The sequence below is a fragment of the Tumidithrix elongata BACA0141 genome (assembly GCF_036349135.1).
GTDB lineage: Bacteria > Cyanobacteriota > Cyanobacteriia > Pseudanabaenales > Pseudanabaenaceae > Tumidithrix > Tumidithrix elongata.
This window is the reverse complement of record NZ_JAZBJZ010000040.1, coordinates 1-18,889: the sequence shown is the minus strand read 5'-3', so window position 1 is coordinate 18,889 and position 18,889 is coordinate 1. Positions and strand designations below refer to the sequence as shown.

The following is an 18,889-nucleotide window of genomic DNA, read 5'->3' as shown; positions in this document are numbered from 1 at the left end:
CCCATGCATCCTATAGCAGTGCTACCTTATTAAAAGAAACTTTACAATCTCTAAAGCCCCTATATCTGATGCCTAAATGCGTAATTAACCGACGGGCTGAATTTTCGGCAAGTCATCGTTATTGGCTACCCGAACTTTCAGATCGTGAGAACCAAATTGAATTTGGTGCTTGTTCTAACTTTCCAGGGCATGGTCACAACTATGTTTTGTATGTTTCGATGTTGGGAGAGATCGATAATACGGGAATGGTGCTAAACCTATCTCAGGTAAAGCATATTATTGCCAAAGAGGTTATCTCTCAGTTAAATTTCGGTTTTCTGAATCATGCTTGGGCTGAGTTTGAGCAAACCTTGCCAACAACCGAAAATATTGCCCGCATTATATGGCAACGTCTCGCACCCCATTTGCCATTGGTTAAAATTCGACTATTTGAACATCCCGAACTCTGGGCAGATTATCAAGGTAAAGCTATGCACGCACATCTCACAGTTAGTACGCACTTTTCGGCAGCTCATCGTTTGGCGCTCGATCATCTCAGCTTCGATGAAAACTCAGAAATTTATGGCAAATGCGCTCGTGTAAATGGGCATGGTCATAACTATCATTTAGAAGTGACGATTCGTGGCGAGATCCATCCGCGTACGGGCATGATTGCCGACTTAGGAAAAGTCCAACAGGCGATCGCTGAGTATGTGCTCGATCCGATGGATCATACCTTTTTAAATAAGGACATTCCTTACTTCGCCAACGTCGTCCCTACGGCAGAAAATATTGCAATTTACATTCAAACGGTCTTAACCCAGCCTATTCGCGAATTGGGTGCTGAGTTGTACTGCGTCAAATTGATCGAAAGCCCAAATAATTCTTGTGAGGTGTACAGTCCCGATCTGCTGTTGCAGGTCGAGCAGTCTCTGGCGGAAGCGATTCCAGAGCCAATGGCGATCGCATAGCTTGAAATTTTGACTTGGAAGTATTATTAGTTAGGGTAATAGGGGCATTATGAACTCTATTGCCCTAGATTTACGATCGAGCCTACCACTACATAGTTTTTTAATAGTTTGTTACTACATAGCTTTTGTAAGGACAGTTAACAGGGTAAGCTACCCATATGGTTTTATGCCACGATTCAGCAACGCCTAAGCAATGGTAATGATTTTCTGAATTCTTTGGACGAATCGTTCTATGACACTGCGGAAAAAGACCCTTTTCGCGATCGCTACAACCCTAATTGGTCTTAATGCTGCACTATATGTCGTGTCATCATCGATTTTAGTGAGAAATGCGCTGGAAGAAGAGAAAATTGATGTGCGTCAAAACATTAAAGAAACTGTCAATATTCTCCTCAGCGATCGCCGTCTGTTTCAAGAGCGTTGGTATGACTGGAGTCAATGGGATGATACCTACGCATTTATTGAGAATCGCAATCAAACCTATATCTCCTCAAATTTAGCCGATCAGCAGTTGGTGAACCTCAAAATCAATGCGATCGCCTATGTCAATCTTGCAGGCAAAACCATTTATGCAACGGGGTTTGATTGGCTGCAAAAGCAGCGATCGCCAATTCCCGAGCAGATCGAACAGGGCATCATAACGGGCAGCCTATTGCGTAAACCCACTACGGCAGAAATCCCAAAGCCCTTGACGGGGATTGTGATGATGCCCAAAGCTCCTATGCTCATTACTGCCCATCCAATTCTCACCAGCGATGCCAAAGGCCCAGTACGTGGCACCGCAATCTTTGGACGCTATATGGATAGCAATTACTTGACCAACTTGTTTCAACTATCAGGTGTCAATCTGAAAGTATTTGCGTTTGATGATCGAAATTTGCCTGCTGATTGGCAAGCTGCAAAAGCTACCTTGATGCTCAGTGCGTCGAATCCATCCTCTGAGTCGATGCCTATTTTTATCAAACCGCTCAGCGAATCGGTACTTTCTTCCTATACACTGCTCGCAGATATTGATGGTAAGCCTGCTTTACTCCTACGCATAGAGCTTAATCGGTCAACCTACCAAAATGCCCAGCAGGCAGTGATTCAACTGATGTGGTTGATCGTGGTGACAGGTACGATCTTTGGTGTCGTTACTCTCTTTTGTTTAGAAAAGCTGGTGCTCTCGCGGATTTCACGCTTGGATAAATCCATTTCTGAGATTAGTAAGACGGGCGATCTGTCTGCCCGTCTCGGTTCAACTAGCGACGATGAGCTGGGAAATTTCACAAATTCGATGAATCAATTGCTGCAAGTCTTGGAGCAGCGCGATCGCCAACAAAGTCAGTCAGCCATTGCTTTACAGCAGAGCGAAAACCGCAATCAAGCGATCGTATCGGCGTTTCCAGATTTAATGATTCGGTTAAATCGAGATGGTACCTATCTGGATATGAAGCCCGGTAAAGATGTAAAAACTCTTTATCCCATTGAGACAACCATTCACAAAAATATTGTGGATTTTTTGCCACCTGATGTCTATCAACAGCGCATGCACCATATAGAACAAGCTCTTTTGACGGGTAAAGTTCAAATTTTTGACTACCAGTTGTCGATCGATGGCGAGATGCTTGACTATGAGGGGCGCATTGCAGTCAGCGGTGAAGATGAAGTTTTAATGATCGTGCGAGAAATTAGCGATCGCAAGCGGGCAGATCGGGAGACTCAGTTATTGCTCAGTCTCAATCAAGCGATTAATGAAGCGCCTGATTTTGATGCAGCCTTGCAAGCGTTGCTCCAAGGGGTTTGCGAAGCCACAGGTTGGTACTATGGGGAAGCTTGGTCGGTCAGTGCAGATGGGCTTGTGCTCGAATGTCGGCCTTCCCGTTACTGTAAGCCACTTGACGATGAAAAGATGGCGGCAGCTTTGCAAGAATTTCGCACGTTTTCGGAGGGATTTTCTTTTTTACCGAATGAGGGACTAGTCGGTCGTGTTTGGGCGAGCCAGCAGGTGGAGTGGATTCAAGACCTTGACTCATATCCTCAGAGTTTCTTGAGAACGAGTTTAGCCACGGCAGCAGATTTAAATTCCTTTTTGGGCATCCCGATTTTGATTAAAGATGAGCCGACCAGTTCTCAAAGTCAGGTCTTAGCGATTCTAATTTTTTGTACAGTTAAAATTCGGGAACACGATCGCCGCTCGGTTAAATTAATTTCAGATGTAGCCGAACAATTGGGCGCCGCAATTCAACAAAAGCGGACTGCTGCCGAATTGCGAGCCTTATTTAGAGCAATGACTGATGTGATTATGGTGATTGATTCGCAAGGATATTACCTCAAGGTTACGCCTACGAATGATGCGCTTTTGGTCAGACCTGCCGATGAACTTGTGGGTAAGACGCTATATCAGGTGTTTGAGCGATCGCAGGCAGAGCAATTTATGCATCAGATTTGGCAGGTGCTTAACACCCAGCAAACCCTAAATACCGAGTACCTCTTGGAAATCAACGGTAAGCCAATTTGGTTTTCGGCAAGTGTTTCGCCGATCGCCGATGACTCGGTGATCTGGGTAGCAAGAGATATTAGCGATCGCAAGGCTTCTGAACTCGAACTTCAGCAAGCCAAAGAAGATGCAGATGCTGCGAACAAAGCCAAAACCAGTTTTCTTGCCAAAATGAGTCATGAGTTGCGCACGCCCCTCAATGCCATTCTTGGCTTTACACAACTCATGGTAAGCGATCTAGCCCTCACCCAAGAACAAAGAGAAAATCTTCGCATCATCAACAACAGTGGCGAACATTTATTGGCTTTGATCAACGATGTTTTGGAAATGTCCAAAATTGAGTTAGGCAAAATCAGTTTAAATGCCAATCCTTTCGATCTCTATGCCCTCCTGGATGGCATCCAAGATATGTTACGGCAAAGAGCTGAGACGAAGGGCTTGCAACTGATCTTTGAACGCGCGCAGTCACTGCCTCAACATATTGAAACCGATGAGATGAAACTGAGGCAAGTGATGATTAATTTGCTCACCAATGCGATCAAATTTACGCACAGGGGATCTGTCATGTTACGCGCCTCAACAGGAGCGATCGATCGTTCCTCATCAACCGTGAATTTAAAGTTTGAAGTGGAAGACACTGGGGTTGGGATTGCAGCGGAAGAAAGCGACCGCGTCTTTGAAATTTTTGCCCAAACTGAATCAGGTGTTAAATCCAATGAGGGAACGGGCTTAGGTTTGCCCATTAGCCGTGAGATTGTGCGCTTGATGGGGGGAGAAATTACCTTCACTAGTGTTTTAGGGCAAGGCACTGTGTTTCGGTTTGATATTCTCGCCAATCTCGGCGATCGGGTTGTGGTTCAGGACGACTCAGTAGAGGCAGAGCGAGAAGCTAAGACTTCAACGACTTTACGCATCCTTTTAGCTGAAGATAACCCTGTCAATCAAATCGTGGCTCTAAGAATGCTGGGTAAGCTTGGCTATGATGCGGTTGTTGCTAACAATGGCTTAGAAGTCTTGACCTGTTTGCACCAAAGCACCTACGACATCATCTTGATGGACGTGCAAATGCCTGAAATGGATGGTTTAGAGGCAACCCAACAAATTTGCCAGAAATGGCAGCCCCAAGAGCGTCCGATTATTATTGCCATGACAGCAGGAGCCATGAACGAAGATCGCGATCGCTGTCTTGCGGCTGGCATGAATGATTACGTTAGCAAACCCATCCGTTTAGAAACGCTTAAAGCAGCGCTAAATCATTGGGGGGGAAAGATTCATAGCCAGTAGTATTTGGCAATTAGCGATTGGCGGTTAGGTTTTTACCCCAGCCCATTAAATCAGGCATTGTTTCAGTGCATCGACCACAATATCTTGCTGTTCATCCGAAAGTTCGGGAAACATGGGCAACGAAAGGACGCGATCGCTTACGGCTTCAGTAACGGGAAAACTACCTTTCCCATGACCTAAATAGTCATAAACCTTTTGCAAGTGCAAAGGCAAGGGATAGTAAATCATGGAAATTACGCCCAATTCCTTGAGTTTGGCTTGGATCGCGTTGCGATCTCGGTTACAAATCTGAATCGTGTATTGATTCCAAACACTGCCTGCACAATCCGCAGGTAATACGATGCCCTCAAGATATTGCAGCGACTGCTGATAGCGGTCGGCGATCGCTTTTCTTAAAAAATTCCACTTATCCAGATAGGGAAGCTTTACTCGTAAAATCGCGGCTTGAATCGCATCTAGGCGAGAGTTCATGCCGATGTAGTCGTGGTAGTACCGTTGGGGGCTGCCATGTTCGCGCAAAACCCGAATTTTCTGAGCGATCGCGGCATCCTTCGTCGTTACCAGCCCACCATCCCCGCAACAGCCCAGATTTTTCGTAGGGTAATAGCTAAAGCACCCGATATCACCAATGCTGCCGACTTTACGATCTGCCCAAGTTGCCCCTGTGGCTTGAGCGCAATCCTCGATGACATATAAGCTATGTTTGCGGGCGATCGCCATCAGTTGGGTCATATCGACGGGACGACCAAACAAATGTACGGGTAAAATCGCACGGGTTCGTTCTGTAATTGCTTGCTCGACCAAAGCGAGGTCAATGTTAAAGCTATGGGCCTCAATATCGACGAATACAGGTTTTGCCCCCACCATGTCGATTACTTCTGCGCTTGAGAAAAACGTAAAAGGCGTCGTAATCACCTCATCCCCTGCACCAATGTCCAGCGATCGTAAAGCGAGATACAGTGCATCTGTGCCCGAGTTGCAAGCAACACCAAATTCAGTGCCAATATATTGCGCAAATTCAGTCTCAAATTGGGTGACATGCTCGCCACCAACATAATGACCTGAGGCTAAGACGGCTGTAACCGTTTTGTTTAATTCTTCACCAATTAGTTCAAATTGCTTGGTTACATCAAATGGAGGAATCTTGATCACGCTTTAGTTAAGGATTGAGTTGATTTAGGTAGGGGGATAGAATTTTAGCCATCAAAATTTGGCGATCGCTAGCCAAGATCTAGATATAGCAATCCTCTTTGATGTATATGTAAGGACAATTTATGCATTGCCCCTACGATTCTTAGGAATGATGTCTGATTGCTATAGGTCGGCTCTAATATAGCTATAAAATTTTGTAGCTATAAAGTTTAGATTTTATCTAAACTTACCAATCTAGGACTTGATTTACTTCTTTTCGTGCCTTGAATAGTCATCTTGGAAGCGAATAATATCGTCTTCCCCAAGATATTCGCCATTTTGCACCTCAATCAAAATCAGCGGAATAACCCCTGGGTTTTCTAAACGGTGAGCCGTACATTGGGGCACATAGGTAGACTGGTTTGTATGCACCATAATTTCATTTTCTCCACAGACAACTCTTGCAGTACCAGATACCACAATCCAATGTTCGCTGCGGTGATGGTGCATCTGTAAGCTCAGTCGATGTCCGGGTCTGACCTCAATGCGCTTGATTTTATAACCTCGCCCTTCTTCTAATACTGTAAAAGAGCCCCAAGGTCTTTGTGTCGCCACTGAGTTTTGACCATCGCCATTGAGAGATGGAATCGACTGAACAGTTTCTTCTACCTGTAGCATAGTGATTTTAATCAGAAGGTGAGGATTACTACTTGTTAAGCATATCAGTTTGATTAAGGTGAGTCACTAGTAACCAACAAAAGCTCCGTAAACTATTGCCAATTTCCCCAGACAGGAGTCACAAAATAGGGGCAGATTTTGGCTAAACTAGTAGATCGCATTAACTTTGCATATTCTATAAATCACTCATCGATCGCCTCGGAGATACCTAAATACTATGGCTCGCATGTACTACGACACGGACGCTAATCTTGATTTTTTAGCCAATAAGAAGATCGCCATCATTGGTTATGGATCTCAAGGTCACGCCCATGCCCTTAACCTCAAAGATAGTGGCTTAGATGTGATTGTGGGCTTATATGAAGGCAGCCCATCTTGGGAAAAGGCAACCTCCGAAGGGTTAACTGTTAAAAAAGTTGCCGATGCCGCTGCTGCTGCCGACTTTATTATGATCTTGTTGCCAGACGAAACGCAAAAAGAAATCTTCAACAAAGAAATTGCCCCTAATCTAAAGCAAGGGGATGTGCTTGCCTTTGCCCATGGCTTTAATATTAATTTCGCTCAAGTCGTTCCCCCTGCCCATGTCGATGTCGTAATGGTCGCCCCCAAAGGCCCTGGACATTTAGTGCGTCGCGTGTTTACCCAAGGACAAGGCGTACCTGGCTTGTTTGCCGTTCATCAAGATGCTTCTGGACAAGCTCGCGATCGCGCTATGGCCTATGCAAGGGGTATTGGTGCTACTCGTGCAGGTATTTTAGAAACCACGTTTCGTGAAGAAACTGAAACGGATTTGTTTGGCGAGCAGGTCGTTCTTTGCGGTGGCTTGAGCGAATTGATTAAGGCTGGATTTGAAACCCTCGTCAATGCTGGCTATCAACCCGAATTAGCTTACTTTGAATGTTTGCATGAAGTTAAGTTGATCGTGGATCTCGTCGTGGAAGGTGGCTTGGCAAAAATGCGTCACAGTATCTCAAACACCGCTGAGTATGGCGACTATACCCGTGGGCCTCGGATCATCACCGATGCGACTCGTGCTGAAATGAAGCGGATTTTGTCTGAGATTCAGTCTGGACAATTTGCCCGTGAGTTTGTTTTAGAAAATCTATCTGGCAAAGCAGGGTTTACCGCTATGCGTCGCCGTGAAGCCGAACACCCAATCGAAGAAGTTGGAAAAGATCTACGTGCCATGTTTAGCTGGCTAAAAAAAGTCTAGATCCACTCAAGTCTGCTCAGTCAAGGTTGGCTGAGCAGAGCTAGAAATTGTGGATTAAATTACCCACAATTCTAGATATGAAGAGGCATGGGTTAAAGCGCCAATTACTGCGAATTCTTTCTAAGTTCAAAGCCCGCCTGTAGCATAGTGCTTGCCTAGCATGACAAGAGCTTCCGAATAAAACCAGAAACTCTTGCATCTTACACATTAGTCAAAAAATACATTCAAAAGCCACTTATTACCACCCAGAAACCATTTAAGCTATAATGGCGTAGTATTTTGATGTTTAAAGTCAAAATTAACCCTAGAAGCCTTATTTGGAGTTGTCTAGTTCATGCTTGAAACGATCGCCGAGACTTATAATGCCAACCAAATTCAAGTCCTGGAAGGGATAGAGCATGTTCGCAAACGTCCGGGTATGTACATTGGCTCTACGGGACCTAAAGGCCTACACCACCTTGTTTTTGAAGTCGTAGACAATAGCGTTGACGAGGCGTTAGGCGGACATTGCAACCTGATTCTCGTAGAACTTTTAGAGGATGGATCCGTTACGGTTACGGATAACGGGCGCGGGATTCCCGTTGATATTCACCCCAAAACTGGTAAATCTGCCCTAGAAACCGTGATGACAAAGCTGGGGGCAGGTGGAAAATTTGGCGGTGAAAGCGGTTATAAAGTCTCTGGCGGTCTGCATGGCGTTGGTATTTCTGTGGTCAATGCCTTATCAGAATGGGTAGAAGTGAAAGTTTGGCGGCAGAGCAACGTACACGAGCACCGATTTGAGCGTGGTGTTCCCCTAGGCGATATGAAGACGAGCATTGCCGAGTCGCCCAGTCGCGGTACTCAAGTTAGGTTTAAGCCCGATGCCCAAATCTTTCAAACCGATACCGTTTTTGACTTCACAACCCTAGCGGGAAGATTAAAGGAATTAGCCTATCTCAATGCAGGCGTAAAAATTCAGTTTACCGATCGCCGCGAAGAGGAACCCAAAACTGAGATCTATCACTACGATGGGGGCATTCGAGAGTATGTCGCCTACATGACTCGCGAAAAGGAACCGATTCATCCTGACATCATCTACGTGCAAGGGGAACGGGATAACGTACAGGTGGAAGTCGCCCTGCAATGGTGTGCCGATGCCTATAATGACAACATTCTCGGCTTTGCGAATAACATCCGTACCATTGATGGCGGTACGCACTTAGAAGGATTGAAAACAGTCCTGACTCGCAGTCTTAACGTGATCGCCCGCAAGTTAAAGAAGCTCAAAGAAGGAGATTCTAATCTAGCGGGTGAGAACGTCCGCGAAGGTCTGACTGCGGTAATTTCGGTCAAGGTTCCCAACCCCGAATTTGAAGGACAAACCAAAACGAAACTGGGAAACACAGAAGTCAGAGGCATCGTGGATTCCTTTGTCGGCGAAGTTCTGAATGAATATTTGGAGTTCCATCCTGCGGTTGCCGCCTCCATTCTCGACAAGGCAATTCAAGCATTCAATGCGGCTGAGGCGGCTCGACGGGCGCGCGAACTGGTACGCCGCAAATCTGCCCTAGAGTCTTCTACCCTACCAGGAAAGTTAGCTGACTGTAGTTCTCGCGATCCTAGAGAATCAGAAATCTTTTTGGTGGAAGGTGACTCTGCAGGTGGAAGTGCCAAGCAAGGACGCGATCGCCACTTTCAAGCAATTTTACCCTTGCGCGGTAAGGTGCTGAATATTGAGAAAGCCGAAGATAGCAAGATTTATAAGAACAACGAAATTCAATCGCTGATTACAGGTTTGGGATTGGGCATTAAGGGCGAAGAGTTTAATCTCTCGCAACTGCGCTATCACAAGATTATTCTGCTGGCTGATGCGGACGTGGATGGAGCGCACATTCGCACCCTCTTGCTAACCTTCTTTTATCGCTATCAAAGACAGCTTGTCGATCAGGGCTATATCTATATTGGTTGTCCTCCTCTGTATAAAGTGGAACGTGGCAAAAATGCCCAGTATTGTTACACCGATCGCGATTTACAGGTACTTCTCTCCAGCTTCCCTGCCAATGCCAATTACAACATCCAACGGTTTAAAGGGTTGGGTGAAATGATGCCTACGCAGCTCTGGGAAACCACGATGAATCCTGCGACGCGATCGCTCAAGCAAATCACGATCGAAGATGCCGCAGAAGCCGATCGCATTTTCACAATCTTGATGGGCGATAAGGTTGCTCCTCGACGGGAATTTATCGAAACCTATGGGCCTAAGATGAATCTCACTGATTTGGACATTTAGCGTTTATGTGAATTTGGGAATAGTCATTAGGTTGGGGCGAAACTTGAGAGAGGTATGTGAATTGATATGGCATACAGTGATTTCAGATTTTAGGAATCCTCCTAGAACCCTTGAGATCGGTATGTCAACTCATGCCCGTTTGAAGCGTTACATGAGATGGATAGAACTTCACAGCTCATCTAAAACCGAATTGGCAAAAATTGCGGCTTGGGTGCGATCGCGTAAATTGAGACGACTGAGCACATTGGTGACATGGTTTTTGACCGTGCCTTCAGAGATATAGAGAGATTGAGCGATTTCTCGGTTACTTGCGCCTGTAGCAATTAAGCGTAAAACTTCTCTTTCTCTCGCGGTGAGATCGTGAAACCCTGGGGGCAGTTGTTCGCTCGCATTCAATTTGCTGTTACTAGTTTGAGTAGACAGAGATGAATTCACTTTGGGTAAGGCTTTTTGCAAAATCCCTGGAGCAAACTGCGTATAGCCTTTGTAGATCGTGCGAATGGCACTAGCTAACTCCTCTGAGGGCGTGTCTTTGAGTAAATAACCAACAGCCCCTACTGCCAATGCCTCTGTCACATAGTCGCGATCGTCAAAGGTGGTCAGCACCAAAACCTTTACACTGGGAAACTTTTGGCTGATGATTTGGGTTGCCGCAACACCGTCCATCACTGGCATCCGAATATCCATCAAGATCACATCGGGTAATGTCGCCGTAGCGCTCAAATTTTCCAATAGATTTATAGCAATTTCACCATTCTCAGCATCGGCTACAATCTCTAGGTCGGGTTCTAGTTCGAGTAATGCTCTCAAACCTAGGCGAATTAAACTTTGATCGTCAACTAACAAAACGCGAATCATAGTTTTTGTTGATGATTGGATGAGCGATTAAAAGCAGCGTCCATTTTGGGAATCTTCTTCTCGATTCCAAGCTGGAACGAGTGGAAGGGGAGTTGGTGGGCCAGTCAGCTTTAATTTGGGTAGAGGGAAATAGGCATCAATCTTACAGCCAGCATCGATCGCACTAGAAATGTGAAATTGCCCATCTAGAGCTAGGGTTCTTTCTCGCATTCCCTGCAAACCAAATCCCGTTTTGTTCTGTTTCAGTTCAAATCCCTTGCCGTTATCTTGGATTTGTAAATGTAGACTTGCATTCTGAATCTGCAAACCAATTTGAACTTTTAAGGGTTCTGTTCCATCTACAGCATATTTGCAAATATTGGTGAGCGCCTCCTGCACGATCCTAAATACGGCAACATTAACATCAGAAGGCAGACTGTCAAGGGGGACATCGATTTGGACATGGGGGACGATCGCTGTCGAAAGTTGAAATTCTTGACAAAGAGAAGCGATCGCTTCATCCAAGGACTTGCCTTCTAGGGGATCCGATCGCATGGTTGCGACCGATTGACGCACGTCTTGCAAGGCTGTAGAACCTAGGCGTTTGGCTTCAGCAAGAAATGTGGCAGCTTTTTCGGGATTTGCCTGCCAAAGCTTTAGCACTGTTTCCATTTGAATATTTAAAGCCGTGAGCGAATGTCCTAACGAATCATGAATTTCACGGGCAATACGATTGCGTTCCTCTAATTTTGCTTGATCTTCAATGCGTAGGGCGTAGCGACGCAAGCGATCGTTGGCGATCGCGAGTTCTTCGCGGCTCTGTCGCTCTGATAAGACCGCATTCACAAGCAATAAAACAAAGATTAAACACAAACCAAAAATAATCGATAAACCAATCTGAAATTGCCTGAGCGAATCTAGTCCGGCCGAAAGCGAACCCACATCACGGGGTCTAAAAACCAGACAGGATTCTAATCCGGGTGGAGCAAAGCTTTTGAACCGATTAAAATGCTGTATTTGCCCAAACAGAAACAGTCCAAAGGCTGAAGCCACGGTGATGATGCGACCGGGCATTGAAAACATGACACACCCACGGATCACCATAACCACACAAACCAACGGCATCAGCATCACACGACTGGGTATGGTCATGAACAGCAAGAGTGCAACTTCGATACCTGTATAGACTAGTTTGTGCGTACGTCGCCTCGTGGGGATCCATAAACCCATCAACCCAAATGCCAAGATGCTCAATAGATTTGTGATCGTCCCATTAGGCATAAATGGGAGGGATGGACCTGGTGGTGAAGCTTCAATTAAAAAAGTGAGCGCTAGCAACGCCCACTCTAAGTAGAGCAGCAGTTTAAAGGGATGGGTATGAATAGGCGATCGCAGTTTCATACCTCTTAATGTATGGCATCCTGTCACTTTCGATCGCGCTCTTTAGTCACTTTCTCGCACTTAAAAACTATGACTTTTGTCATGACTGTATTCATGACGTTTGCAGCATGGCAAATTTGGTGAATGTTTCTAGGATGTTGGCATTGTTAAAGACCTCCGAAACAAGATAATCCTATGAAATTTAAGCTAATTCCCCTTGTCTCAGCGGCGATCGCAGCCCTCTCGATCGCAACCCCTACCATTGTTTTAGCCCAATCTATGCCCGGTAGCCCCACCAGTGGCGATCGCATGATGGCTCCCCACCCAGGCGGTGGCGGACATATGATGCCCCCAGATCTTGGTTTGACCGAACAGCAAAAAACACAATTAGACCAGATTCGCAAATCAACCCGTGCTCAAATTGAAGGTATTGTCACACCCGATCAAAAACAGCAGGTTAAAACGGCGATCGACAATGGGGAAGATTTCAGAGAGGCAATGGATAGCGTTCTCTCTAGCGAACAAAAAACGCAAATCCGAGCGATTATGCAAGCATCTCGCAAACAGATGCAAGCCGTTCTTACGCCCGAGCAACAGCAAAAAATGCGGCAGCACATGCAACAACAGTTTATGAATCGAGGGAATTAGGCTTCCCATGCTGGCGATCGCGAACGATTAAAGTTCTCTAGACAGGTGCGGCTTTTGGTCTCTAAATTTGCAATTTGCGAAGGTTTCTGTTCCCAAGGCTTCGCCTCTATCTAATGACACTAAATCTGGAATTCATTGACATAACTATTCCTACCCCCCCATACCGTTATGCTTAGTCCCACACTTGCTTTTCTCTCTCCTTCAAATCATGTTGGCAATGTCGATCGCTTTTTAAAAAGTGTCGATCGTGTCACAGGCGTCATGGGTTTAAATGTCTCGCCCATTGTGAATATCGCTCAGTTGCGATCGCTGCCTGTAGGCAGTTTTGGACGGGCTTGGGCTGATTTTCTCGATCGAAATCGCCTATCCCCCTTGACCACGGGTGCGCGGCGCAAGCAACTTCACGATGGCGTTCACGTTTTGACTGGCTATGGTACGGATGCGATCGGTGAGGCAGAGGTGCAGGCATTTCTGCTGGGTTCCAAATTTATGCTGGTGCACATTGTGCTTTTAGCGGCTTTGATGAGACGCATTGGGCGTGAGGTATCCCTATCAGGACAGGGTGAAAAAGCCATTGAAGCAAGGCTAAAAGCTGCCTACAATCGCGGCTGTGAGTCTAACTTTGATGCGGATACATGGCAACCCGAATTGTTGTGGGAAGTTTCCTTGGCTGAAGTTCGGCAACTATTCTTGATCTAACTCGATCTAACCCGATCTAACTCGCGCTGAAGATCGACGAACTGTATCCTGTGACGTATGGTCAGGATTGGGTAACATGGAGAGAATAAAATCAGATTTTATTTCCTCCTATTTAATTTTTTAATTTATCAAGCATGTTGAAGCAGCGTAAATTTTGGTCTTGGCTTGTAGTCTTGTCTGTTGTTTTGAGTGCCCAGTTGCTGTTTATGGGTGGTGCGATCGCAGCCGTAACGGACTACAATAACGAACAAAAATTTTTAACCAACGTTTGGCAACTGGTCAATCGTTCCTACGTTGATAGCAGCTTTAACCATCAAAACTGGTACAAAGTTCGGCGCAAATTTGCTAACCGTAAGTTTAACAGCCGCGACGAAACCTACACGGCAATTCAAGAAATGTTGGCGACGCTGGACGATCCGTTTACGCGCCTACTCAGACCCGATCAATTTCGCAGTATGCAAACCAGTACCGCTGGCGAACTCACGGGCGTAGGGTTGCAGATTGCCGTCGATACGGTATCGCACAGCATTATTGTCGTCGCGCCGATCGAAGGCTCCCCTGCGGATAGAGCTGGCGTGCGATCGCTCGATCGCATTGTCAAGATCGATAATGCCTCTACGGAAAACATGACTTTAGATGAATGCGCCGAACGCATGCGCGGTAGTCTTGGCTCAAAAGTGACGCTGACGATCGCACGACCTGTCTCGACAGAATTAGTCAGTCAAGCCCCCGATCCTAAGTTCGATCCTAAGTCTGAGCCTAAGGATGCGAAGAATGGCTTAAAAGGCAAGGTTGATACCCTTGAGGTGACGATCCAACGCGATCGCATTGCGGTAAACCCCGTGATTGCTAAGCTCAACCAAGAAGAAGAGCATAAGGTTGGCTACATTCGGCTGAGTCAATTTAACGGCAATGCCGCCGCTGATATGTCAAAGGCGATTAAGCAACTCGAAGCCAAGGGAGCCGATCGCTATGTTTTAGACCTGCGTGGCAATCCTGGTGGGCTGTTTGATGCTGGCTTAGAAATTGCGCGGATGTGGTTGCCCGAAGGCGTAATTGTGTTTACACGCGATCGGCAAGGTTTGCAAGAAAGCTATGCTGCGACAAATGCAGCGTTGACTGGCGATCCTTTGGTGATCTTGACTGATGGTGGTACGGCAAGTGCTAGCGAAGTTCTTGCAGGCGCATTACAAGAGAATGGGCGTGCTGCTTTGTTAGGTACGCGCACTTTTGGCAAGGGGTTGATTCAATCCCTTTACGATCTTGATGATGGTTCTGGTTTAGCTGTAACGATCGCTAAATATGAAACGCCCAAACATCACGACATCCACAAAAAAGGAATTACGCCTGATGTTGAGGTCAAACTCACCGAACCGCTCACCCGCGAGAAACTGGGCACAAAAGATGATGGACAATATGTCGCTGCTTTACAACTCTTGAGTTCTAAGGTGGGGATGAGCCAAACTGAAGTCAAAGGTTAATTTGTGACTAAGGCAGATTGCAACCACTAATGAAAATGTCATAATTGTTGAAGCCAGATTTTCCAACAATTTGAAGCATGAGCAACTGCCTTTGTCTTGCTTGCAATTGTCCGAATCCACTAACAGCTAAGTTTTGCGATCGATGCAGATCTAGTTTACTGATCGCACGAAAGCCTTCTGCATCAAACGTATAAAGATATAAGGCTAGTTTATCACTGGTATTAAAGTGCACCTGTCTGCAAGACAAGAGTATAAAAAATTACTTGAGAGTAATCCATATGAATAGACTGGAAGCTTGTTTTAATCGTGGTTTAGAAACCTTAAATGAAGGAGATAGTCAAGGGGCAATTGATTACCTTACAGAAGCCATACATCTAAAACCTGATTTTACAGAAGCCTACCGTTATCGAGGAATAGCGAAGATAAGATTAAGAAACTACGAAGAAGCACTTGATGATTACGATGAACTCATCCATCTTGAACCGAGTCATGCTGAAGATTACTCTACTCGTGGGTTAATAAAGCGCGAAGTAGGTGATATCAAAGGTGCAATTGCTGATTTCAACAAAGCTCTTCGTCTTGAACCTTCATATGTCGAAGTATACAATTATCGTGGTTCCGCAAAGTCTAGATTAAGAGATTATCAGGGAGCAATTATTGACTATACAGAAGCCATCTGCCTCAACCCTGACTTTGCCGATGCTTATGGCAATCGCGGAACATGCAAGTCTATTTTAGGAGACAAAGAAGGAGCAATCTCTGACTACACAGAAGCTATCCGTATCAATCCTGACTATGCTGATGCCTACTACAATCGGGGGGTAGCTAAGTCCGAATTAAGAGATTATCAGGGAGCAATTGCTGACTACACAGAATTCATTCGTCTAAATCCTGACTTTGCCTTTGTTTACTACGATCGCGGGGTAGACAAGTCAAAGTTAGGAGATAATCAAGGAGCAATTGCTGATTTCACAGAAGCCATCCGCATCAATCCTGACTATGCTGATGCTTACTACCATCGGGGATTAGCAAAGTCAAAACTAAGAGAAATTCAGGGAGCAATTGCTGATTTCACAGAAGCTATCCGCATCAATCCTGACTATGCTGATGCTTACGGCAATCGCGGGGTAGCGAAGTCAAAGTTAGGAGATAATCAGGGAGCAATTGCTGATTTCACAGAAGATATCCGCATCAATCCTGACTATGCTGATGCCTACTATAATCGGGGGCTAGTGAAGTCCGAATTAAGAGATTATCAGGGAGCAATTATTGACTATACAGAAGCCATCCGCATCAATCCTAATTTCACTAATGCTTATATCAATCGCGGGGTAGCGAAGTCAAAGGTAGAAGATAATCAAGGAGCAATCTCTGACTACACAGAAGCTATCCGTATCAACCCTGATTACGCTAATGCTTATTACAGTCGTGGGATTGCGAAGTCAAAGGTAGAAGATAATCAAGGAGCAATCTCTGACTACACAGAAGCCATCCGCATCAATCCTTCTGACGATTATGCTTATATCAATCGCGGGGTAGCGAAGTCAAAGGTAGAAGATAATCAAGGAGCAATCTCTGACTACACAGAAGCCATCCGCATCAATCCTTCTGACGATTATGCTTATATCAATCGCGGGGTAGCGAAGTCAAAGGTAGAAGATAATCAAGGAGCAATCTCTGACTACACAGAAGCTATCCGTATCAACCCTGATTACGCTAATGCTTATTACAGTCGTGGGATTGCGAAGTCAAAGGTAGAAGATAATCAAGGAGCAGTCTCTGACTACACAGAAGTTATCCACATCAATCCTAACGATGCTAACAACTACTACAATCGCGGGTTAGCGAAGTCAAAGTTAGGAGACTATCAAGGAGCAATTATTGACTACACAGAAGCCATCCGCATCAATCCTTCTGACGATTATGCTTACTACCATCGCGGATTAGCAAAGTCCAAACTAAGAGAAATTCAGGGAGCAATTGCTGATTTCACAGAAGCTATCCGCATCAATCCTGACTATGCTGATGCTTACGGCAATCGCGGGGTAGCGAAGTCAAAGTTAGGAGATAATCAGGGAGCAATTGCTGACTACACTGAAGTCATCCGTATCAATCCTGACCATGCTAATGTCTACAGCAATCGCGGGGTAGCTAAGTCCGAGTTAAGAGATTATCAGGGAGCAATCTCTGACTACACAGAAGCCATCTGTCTAAATCCTGACTATGCCGATGCTTATGGCAATCGCGGGGTAGCTAAGTCCGAGTTAAGAGATTATCAGGGAGCAATCTCTGACTACACAGAAGCCATCCGCATCAATCCTTCTGATGATTATGCCTACTACCATCGCGGATTAGCAAAGTCCAAACTAATAGAAATTCAGGGAGCAATTGCCGACTACACAGAAGCTATCTGCATCAATCCTGACTATGCTAATGCTTATGGCAATCGCGGGGTAGACAAGTCAAAGGTAGGCGATAATCAAGGAGCAATTGCTGATTTCACAGAAGCCATCCGCATCAATCCTGACGACGCTAATGCTTACTACAATCGTGGGCTTGTAAAGTCCGAATTAAGAGATTATCAGGGAGCACAAACGGACTTTCAAAAGTCTACTGAACTTTTTAAAGAACAAAGTAATTCAGCAAAAATATAATTTCGTCGTAGAATAACCTATAAAATCGTCTTAACCCGAACAGAGGTTCCTTTTAACCCGAACGGAGGTTCCTTATCCTTGATCTTGCTTCAGCTTTTCACGCAAAGTTGTATAAGTGGTTGACATCGCTCTTTTATCAACTATCAAGACTAGGTAAATTCAACTAAGTCAGTGCCCATTCTCCTTTCAGTGCTAACTTTTATACGTTGCAAGCATTTGTCTAATGGGCAGAAGCTGATTTCATACACCTCTTCCAAGTTGGATAGTAGTTCACTTAGACAATCCTCCAAACCACAAAGAACACCGACCGAACCTTTATGCCCCTGTACAATTACTTTCCTCCCATCATCACAATACGTGGCATGAATCCCAATTCCATGCTCTTTGGGTTGCAATGAAAAGGGAGCAAGATTAAAGAAAAATTCTCCAGACGAACTTCCATCTTTATGATATTTATCTGACCATTCTATTCGTGGATTTTTTATAGCATCTATCTGTGCCTCGTTTAGGTTATTTGCCATTTTATCTCCTTTATTTTTATAGCTCAATTATTGCATAAAGAAGAAGTGTATATCCTATATTAGTAAAGAGTTCTAGCGATCGCGAGAGGAAGATTATGATCGTTTAGAGAAAACTTGCGATCGCTGGGGAAGTAAGTCGCGATCGCTTAGAGAAAGATTCCTGATCGCTTAGAGAATACTTGCGATCGGAGTTGATGAAATGAGCAAAGTTTATAATTGTCGCAACTCAAGCCTATTTACTCGATACTCTTGCCTAACCCCTGCAATCTTGTTTTTTGCTAGGATAAACTCTATCAAAAACTTTTTCTTTGTTAAGCCAATGATTAGCCGCGATCAGCTAAAACTAGCCATTGATGCGATCGATGACACGCATCTCGAAATGCTCCATCGTATCATTTTGGCATTCAGAAAACCCATACCAATTACTTCAAATCTCGCTTTCTTAGAAACAACCAATCCACTTAAAGGCAGTATCACCTTTGAAAATGACATCATTTCTCCGATTGATACCCTGTGGGAAGCCGAGCAATGATTATTCTCGATACCCATGTTTGGCTTTGGTGGATGAATCAATCTGAAAAGCTCTCCAATAAATCAATTGAAGCCATTACTCCCTTTCCGCTATAAGACAGGGTAAAATATGAGGTAAAAAAGAGGGTAAG

General features: G+C 45.1%; 14 protein-coding genes. 9 read left to right on the top strand and 5 right to left on the bottom strand.

Annotated features, from left to right (window positions below; all coding sequences use genetic code 11):
- The first annotated feature begins 68 nt into the window (after positions 1-68).
- Both V2H45_RS11525 and V2H45_RS11520 read left to right on the top strand, forming a co-directional pair.
- Positions 69-950 (top strand): 6-carboxytetrahydropterin synthase, encoded by an 882-nt coding sequence (locus V2H45_RS11525; protein ID WP_330483798.1) that lies wholly within the window; start codon positions 69-71, stop codon positions 948-950.
- A gap of 232 nt (positions 951-1,182) precedes the next feature.
- On the top strand, positions 1,183-4,713 hold the full coding sequence (locus V2H45_RS11520) for a CHASE4 domain-containing protein (protein ID WP_330483797.1): 3,531 nt from the start codon (positions 1,183-1,185) through the stop codon (positions 4,711-4,713).
- A gap of 45 nt (positions 4,714-4,758) precedes the next feature.
- Here V2H45_RS11520 and V2H45_RS11515 read toward each other — a convergent pair whose 3' ends face one another.
- Together V2H45_RS11515 and V2H45_RS11510 are read right to left on the bottom strand one after the other, a co-directional pair.
- Positions 4,759-5,865, bottom strand: a complete 1,107-nt coding sequence (locus tag V2H45_RS11515) for a DegT/DnrJ/EryC1/StrS family aminotransferase (RefSeq protein ID WP_330483796.1) — start codon at positions 5,863-5,865, stop codon at positions 4,759-4,761.
- A 246-nt stretch (positions 5,866-6,111) separates the two neighbouring features.
- Positions 6,112-6,522, bottom strand: a complete 411-nt coding sequence (locus tag V2H45_RS11510) for a cupin domain-containing protein (protein ID WP_330483795.1) — start codon at positions 6,520-6,522, stop codon at positions 6,112-6,114.
- A 217-nt stretch (positions 6,523-6,739) separates the two neighbouring features.
- Here V2H45_RS11510 and ilvC point away from each other — a divergent pair, with 217 nt between their 5' ends.
- Both ilvC and gyrB read left to right on the top strand, forming a co-directional pair.
- Positions 6,740-7,735 (top strand): ketol-acid reductoisomerase, encoded by a 996-nt coding sequence (gene ilvC / locus V2H45_RS11505; protein ID WP_330483794.1) that lies wholly within the window; start codon positions 6,740-6,742, stop codon positions 7,733-7,735.
- Between the two features lie 334 nt (positions 7,736-8,069).
- A complete protein-coding gene (gene gyrB / locus V2H45_RS11500) occupies positions 8,070-10,007 on the top strand; it encodes a DNA topoisomerase (ATP-hydrolyzing) subunit B (protein WP_330483793.1) in 1,938 nt (645 codons plus the stop codon).
- A 168-nt stretch (positions 10,008-10,175) separates the two neighbouring features.
- Here gyrB and V2H45_RS11495 read toward each other — a convergent pair whose 3' ends face one another.
- Together V2H45_RS11495 and V2H45_RS11490 are read right to left on the bottom strand one after the other, a co-directional pair.
- Complete coding sequence (locus tag V2H45_RS11495) at positions 10,176-10,865, bottom strand: response regulator transcription factor (protein ID WP_330483792.1); 690 nt, start codon at positions 10,863-10,865, stop codon at positions 10,176-10,178.
- Positions 10,866-10,892: 27 nt separating this feature from the next.
- A complete protein-coding gene (locus V2H45_RS11490; protein ID WP_330483791.1) occupies positions 10,893-12,245 on the bottom strand; it encodes a sensor histidine kinase in 1,353 nt (450 codons plus the stop codon).
- A 174-nt stretch (positions 12,246-12,419) separates the two neighbouring features.
- Here V2H45_RS11490 and V2H45_RS11485 point away from each other — a divergent pair, with 174 nt between their 5' ends.
- The 4 genes from V2H45_RS11485 to V2H45_RS11470 all read left to right on the top strand — a co-directional run bounded on the left by V2H45_RS11485 (position 12,420) and on the right by V2H45_RS11470 (position 17,706).
- On the top strand, positions 12,420-12,872 hold the full coding sequence (locus V2H45_RS11485; protein ID WP_330483790.1) for a Spy/CpxP family protein refolding chaperone: 453 nt from the start codon (positions 12,420-12,422) through the stop codon (positions 12,870-12,872).
- A 168-nt stretch (positions 12,873-13,040) separates the two neighbouring features.
- Positions 13,041-13,571: a Coq4 family protein gene (locus V2H45_RS11480; protein ID WP_330483789.1), complete on the top strand. Its 531-nt coding sequence runs from the start codon at positions 13,041-13,043 to the stop codon at positions 13,569-13,571.
- Positions 13,572-13,705: 134 nt separating this feature from the next.
- Complete coding sequence (locus V2H45_RS11475) at positions 13,706-15,052, top strand: S41 family peptidase (RefSeq protein WP_330483788.1); 1,347 nt, start codon at positions 13,706-13,708, stop codon at positions 15,050-15,052.
- 278 nt (positions 15,053-15,330) lie between these two features.
- Positions 15,331-17,706, top strand: a complete 2,376-nt coding sequence (locus V2H45_RS11470) for a tetratricopeptide repeat protein (RefSeq protein WP_330483787.1) — start codon at positions 15,331-15,333, stop codon at positions 17,704-17,706.
- Positions 17,707-17,855: 149 nt separating this feature from the next.
- Here the strand turns inward: V2H45_RS11470 and V2H45_RS11465 are convergent, their stop codons facing one another.
- Complete coding sequence (locus V2H45_RS11465; RefSeq protein ID WP_330483786.1) at positions 17,856-18,227, bottom strand: hypothetical protein; 372 nt, start codon at positions 18,225-18,227, stop codon at positions 17,856-17,858.
- Positions 18,228-18,546: 319 nt separating this feature from the next.
- Between V2H45_RS11465 and V2H45_RS11460 the strand changes: the two genes are divergently transcribed.
- Complete coding sequence (locus tag V2H45_RS11460; protein ID WP_330483785.1) at positions 18,547-18,759, top strand: hypothetical protein; 213 nt, start codon at positions 18,547-18,549, stop codon at positions 18,757-18,759.
- The last annotated feature ends 130 nt before the right edge of the window (positions 18,760-18,889 follow it).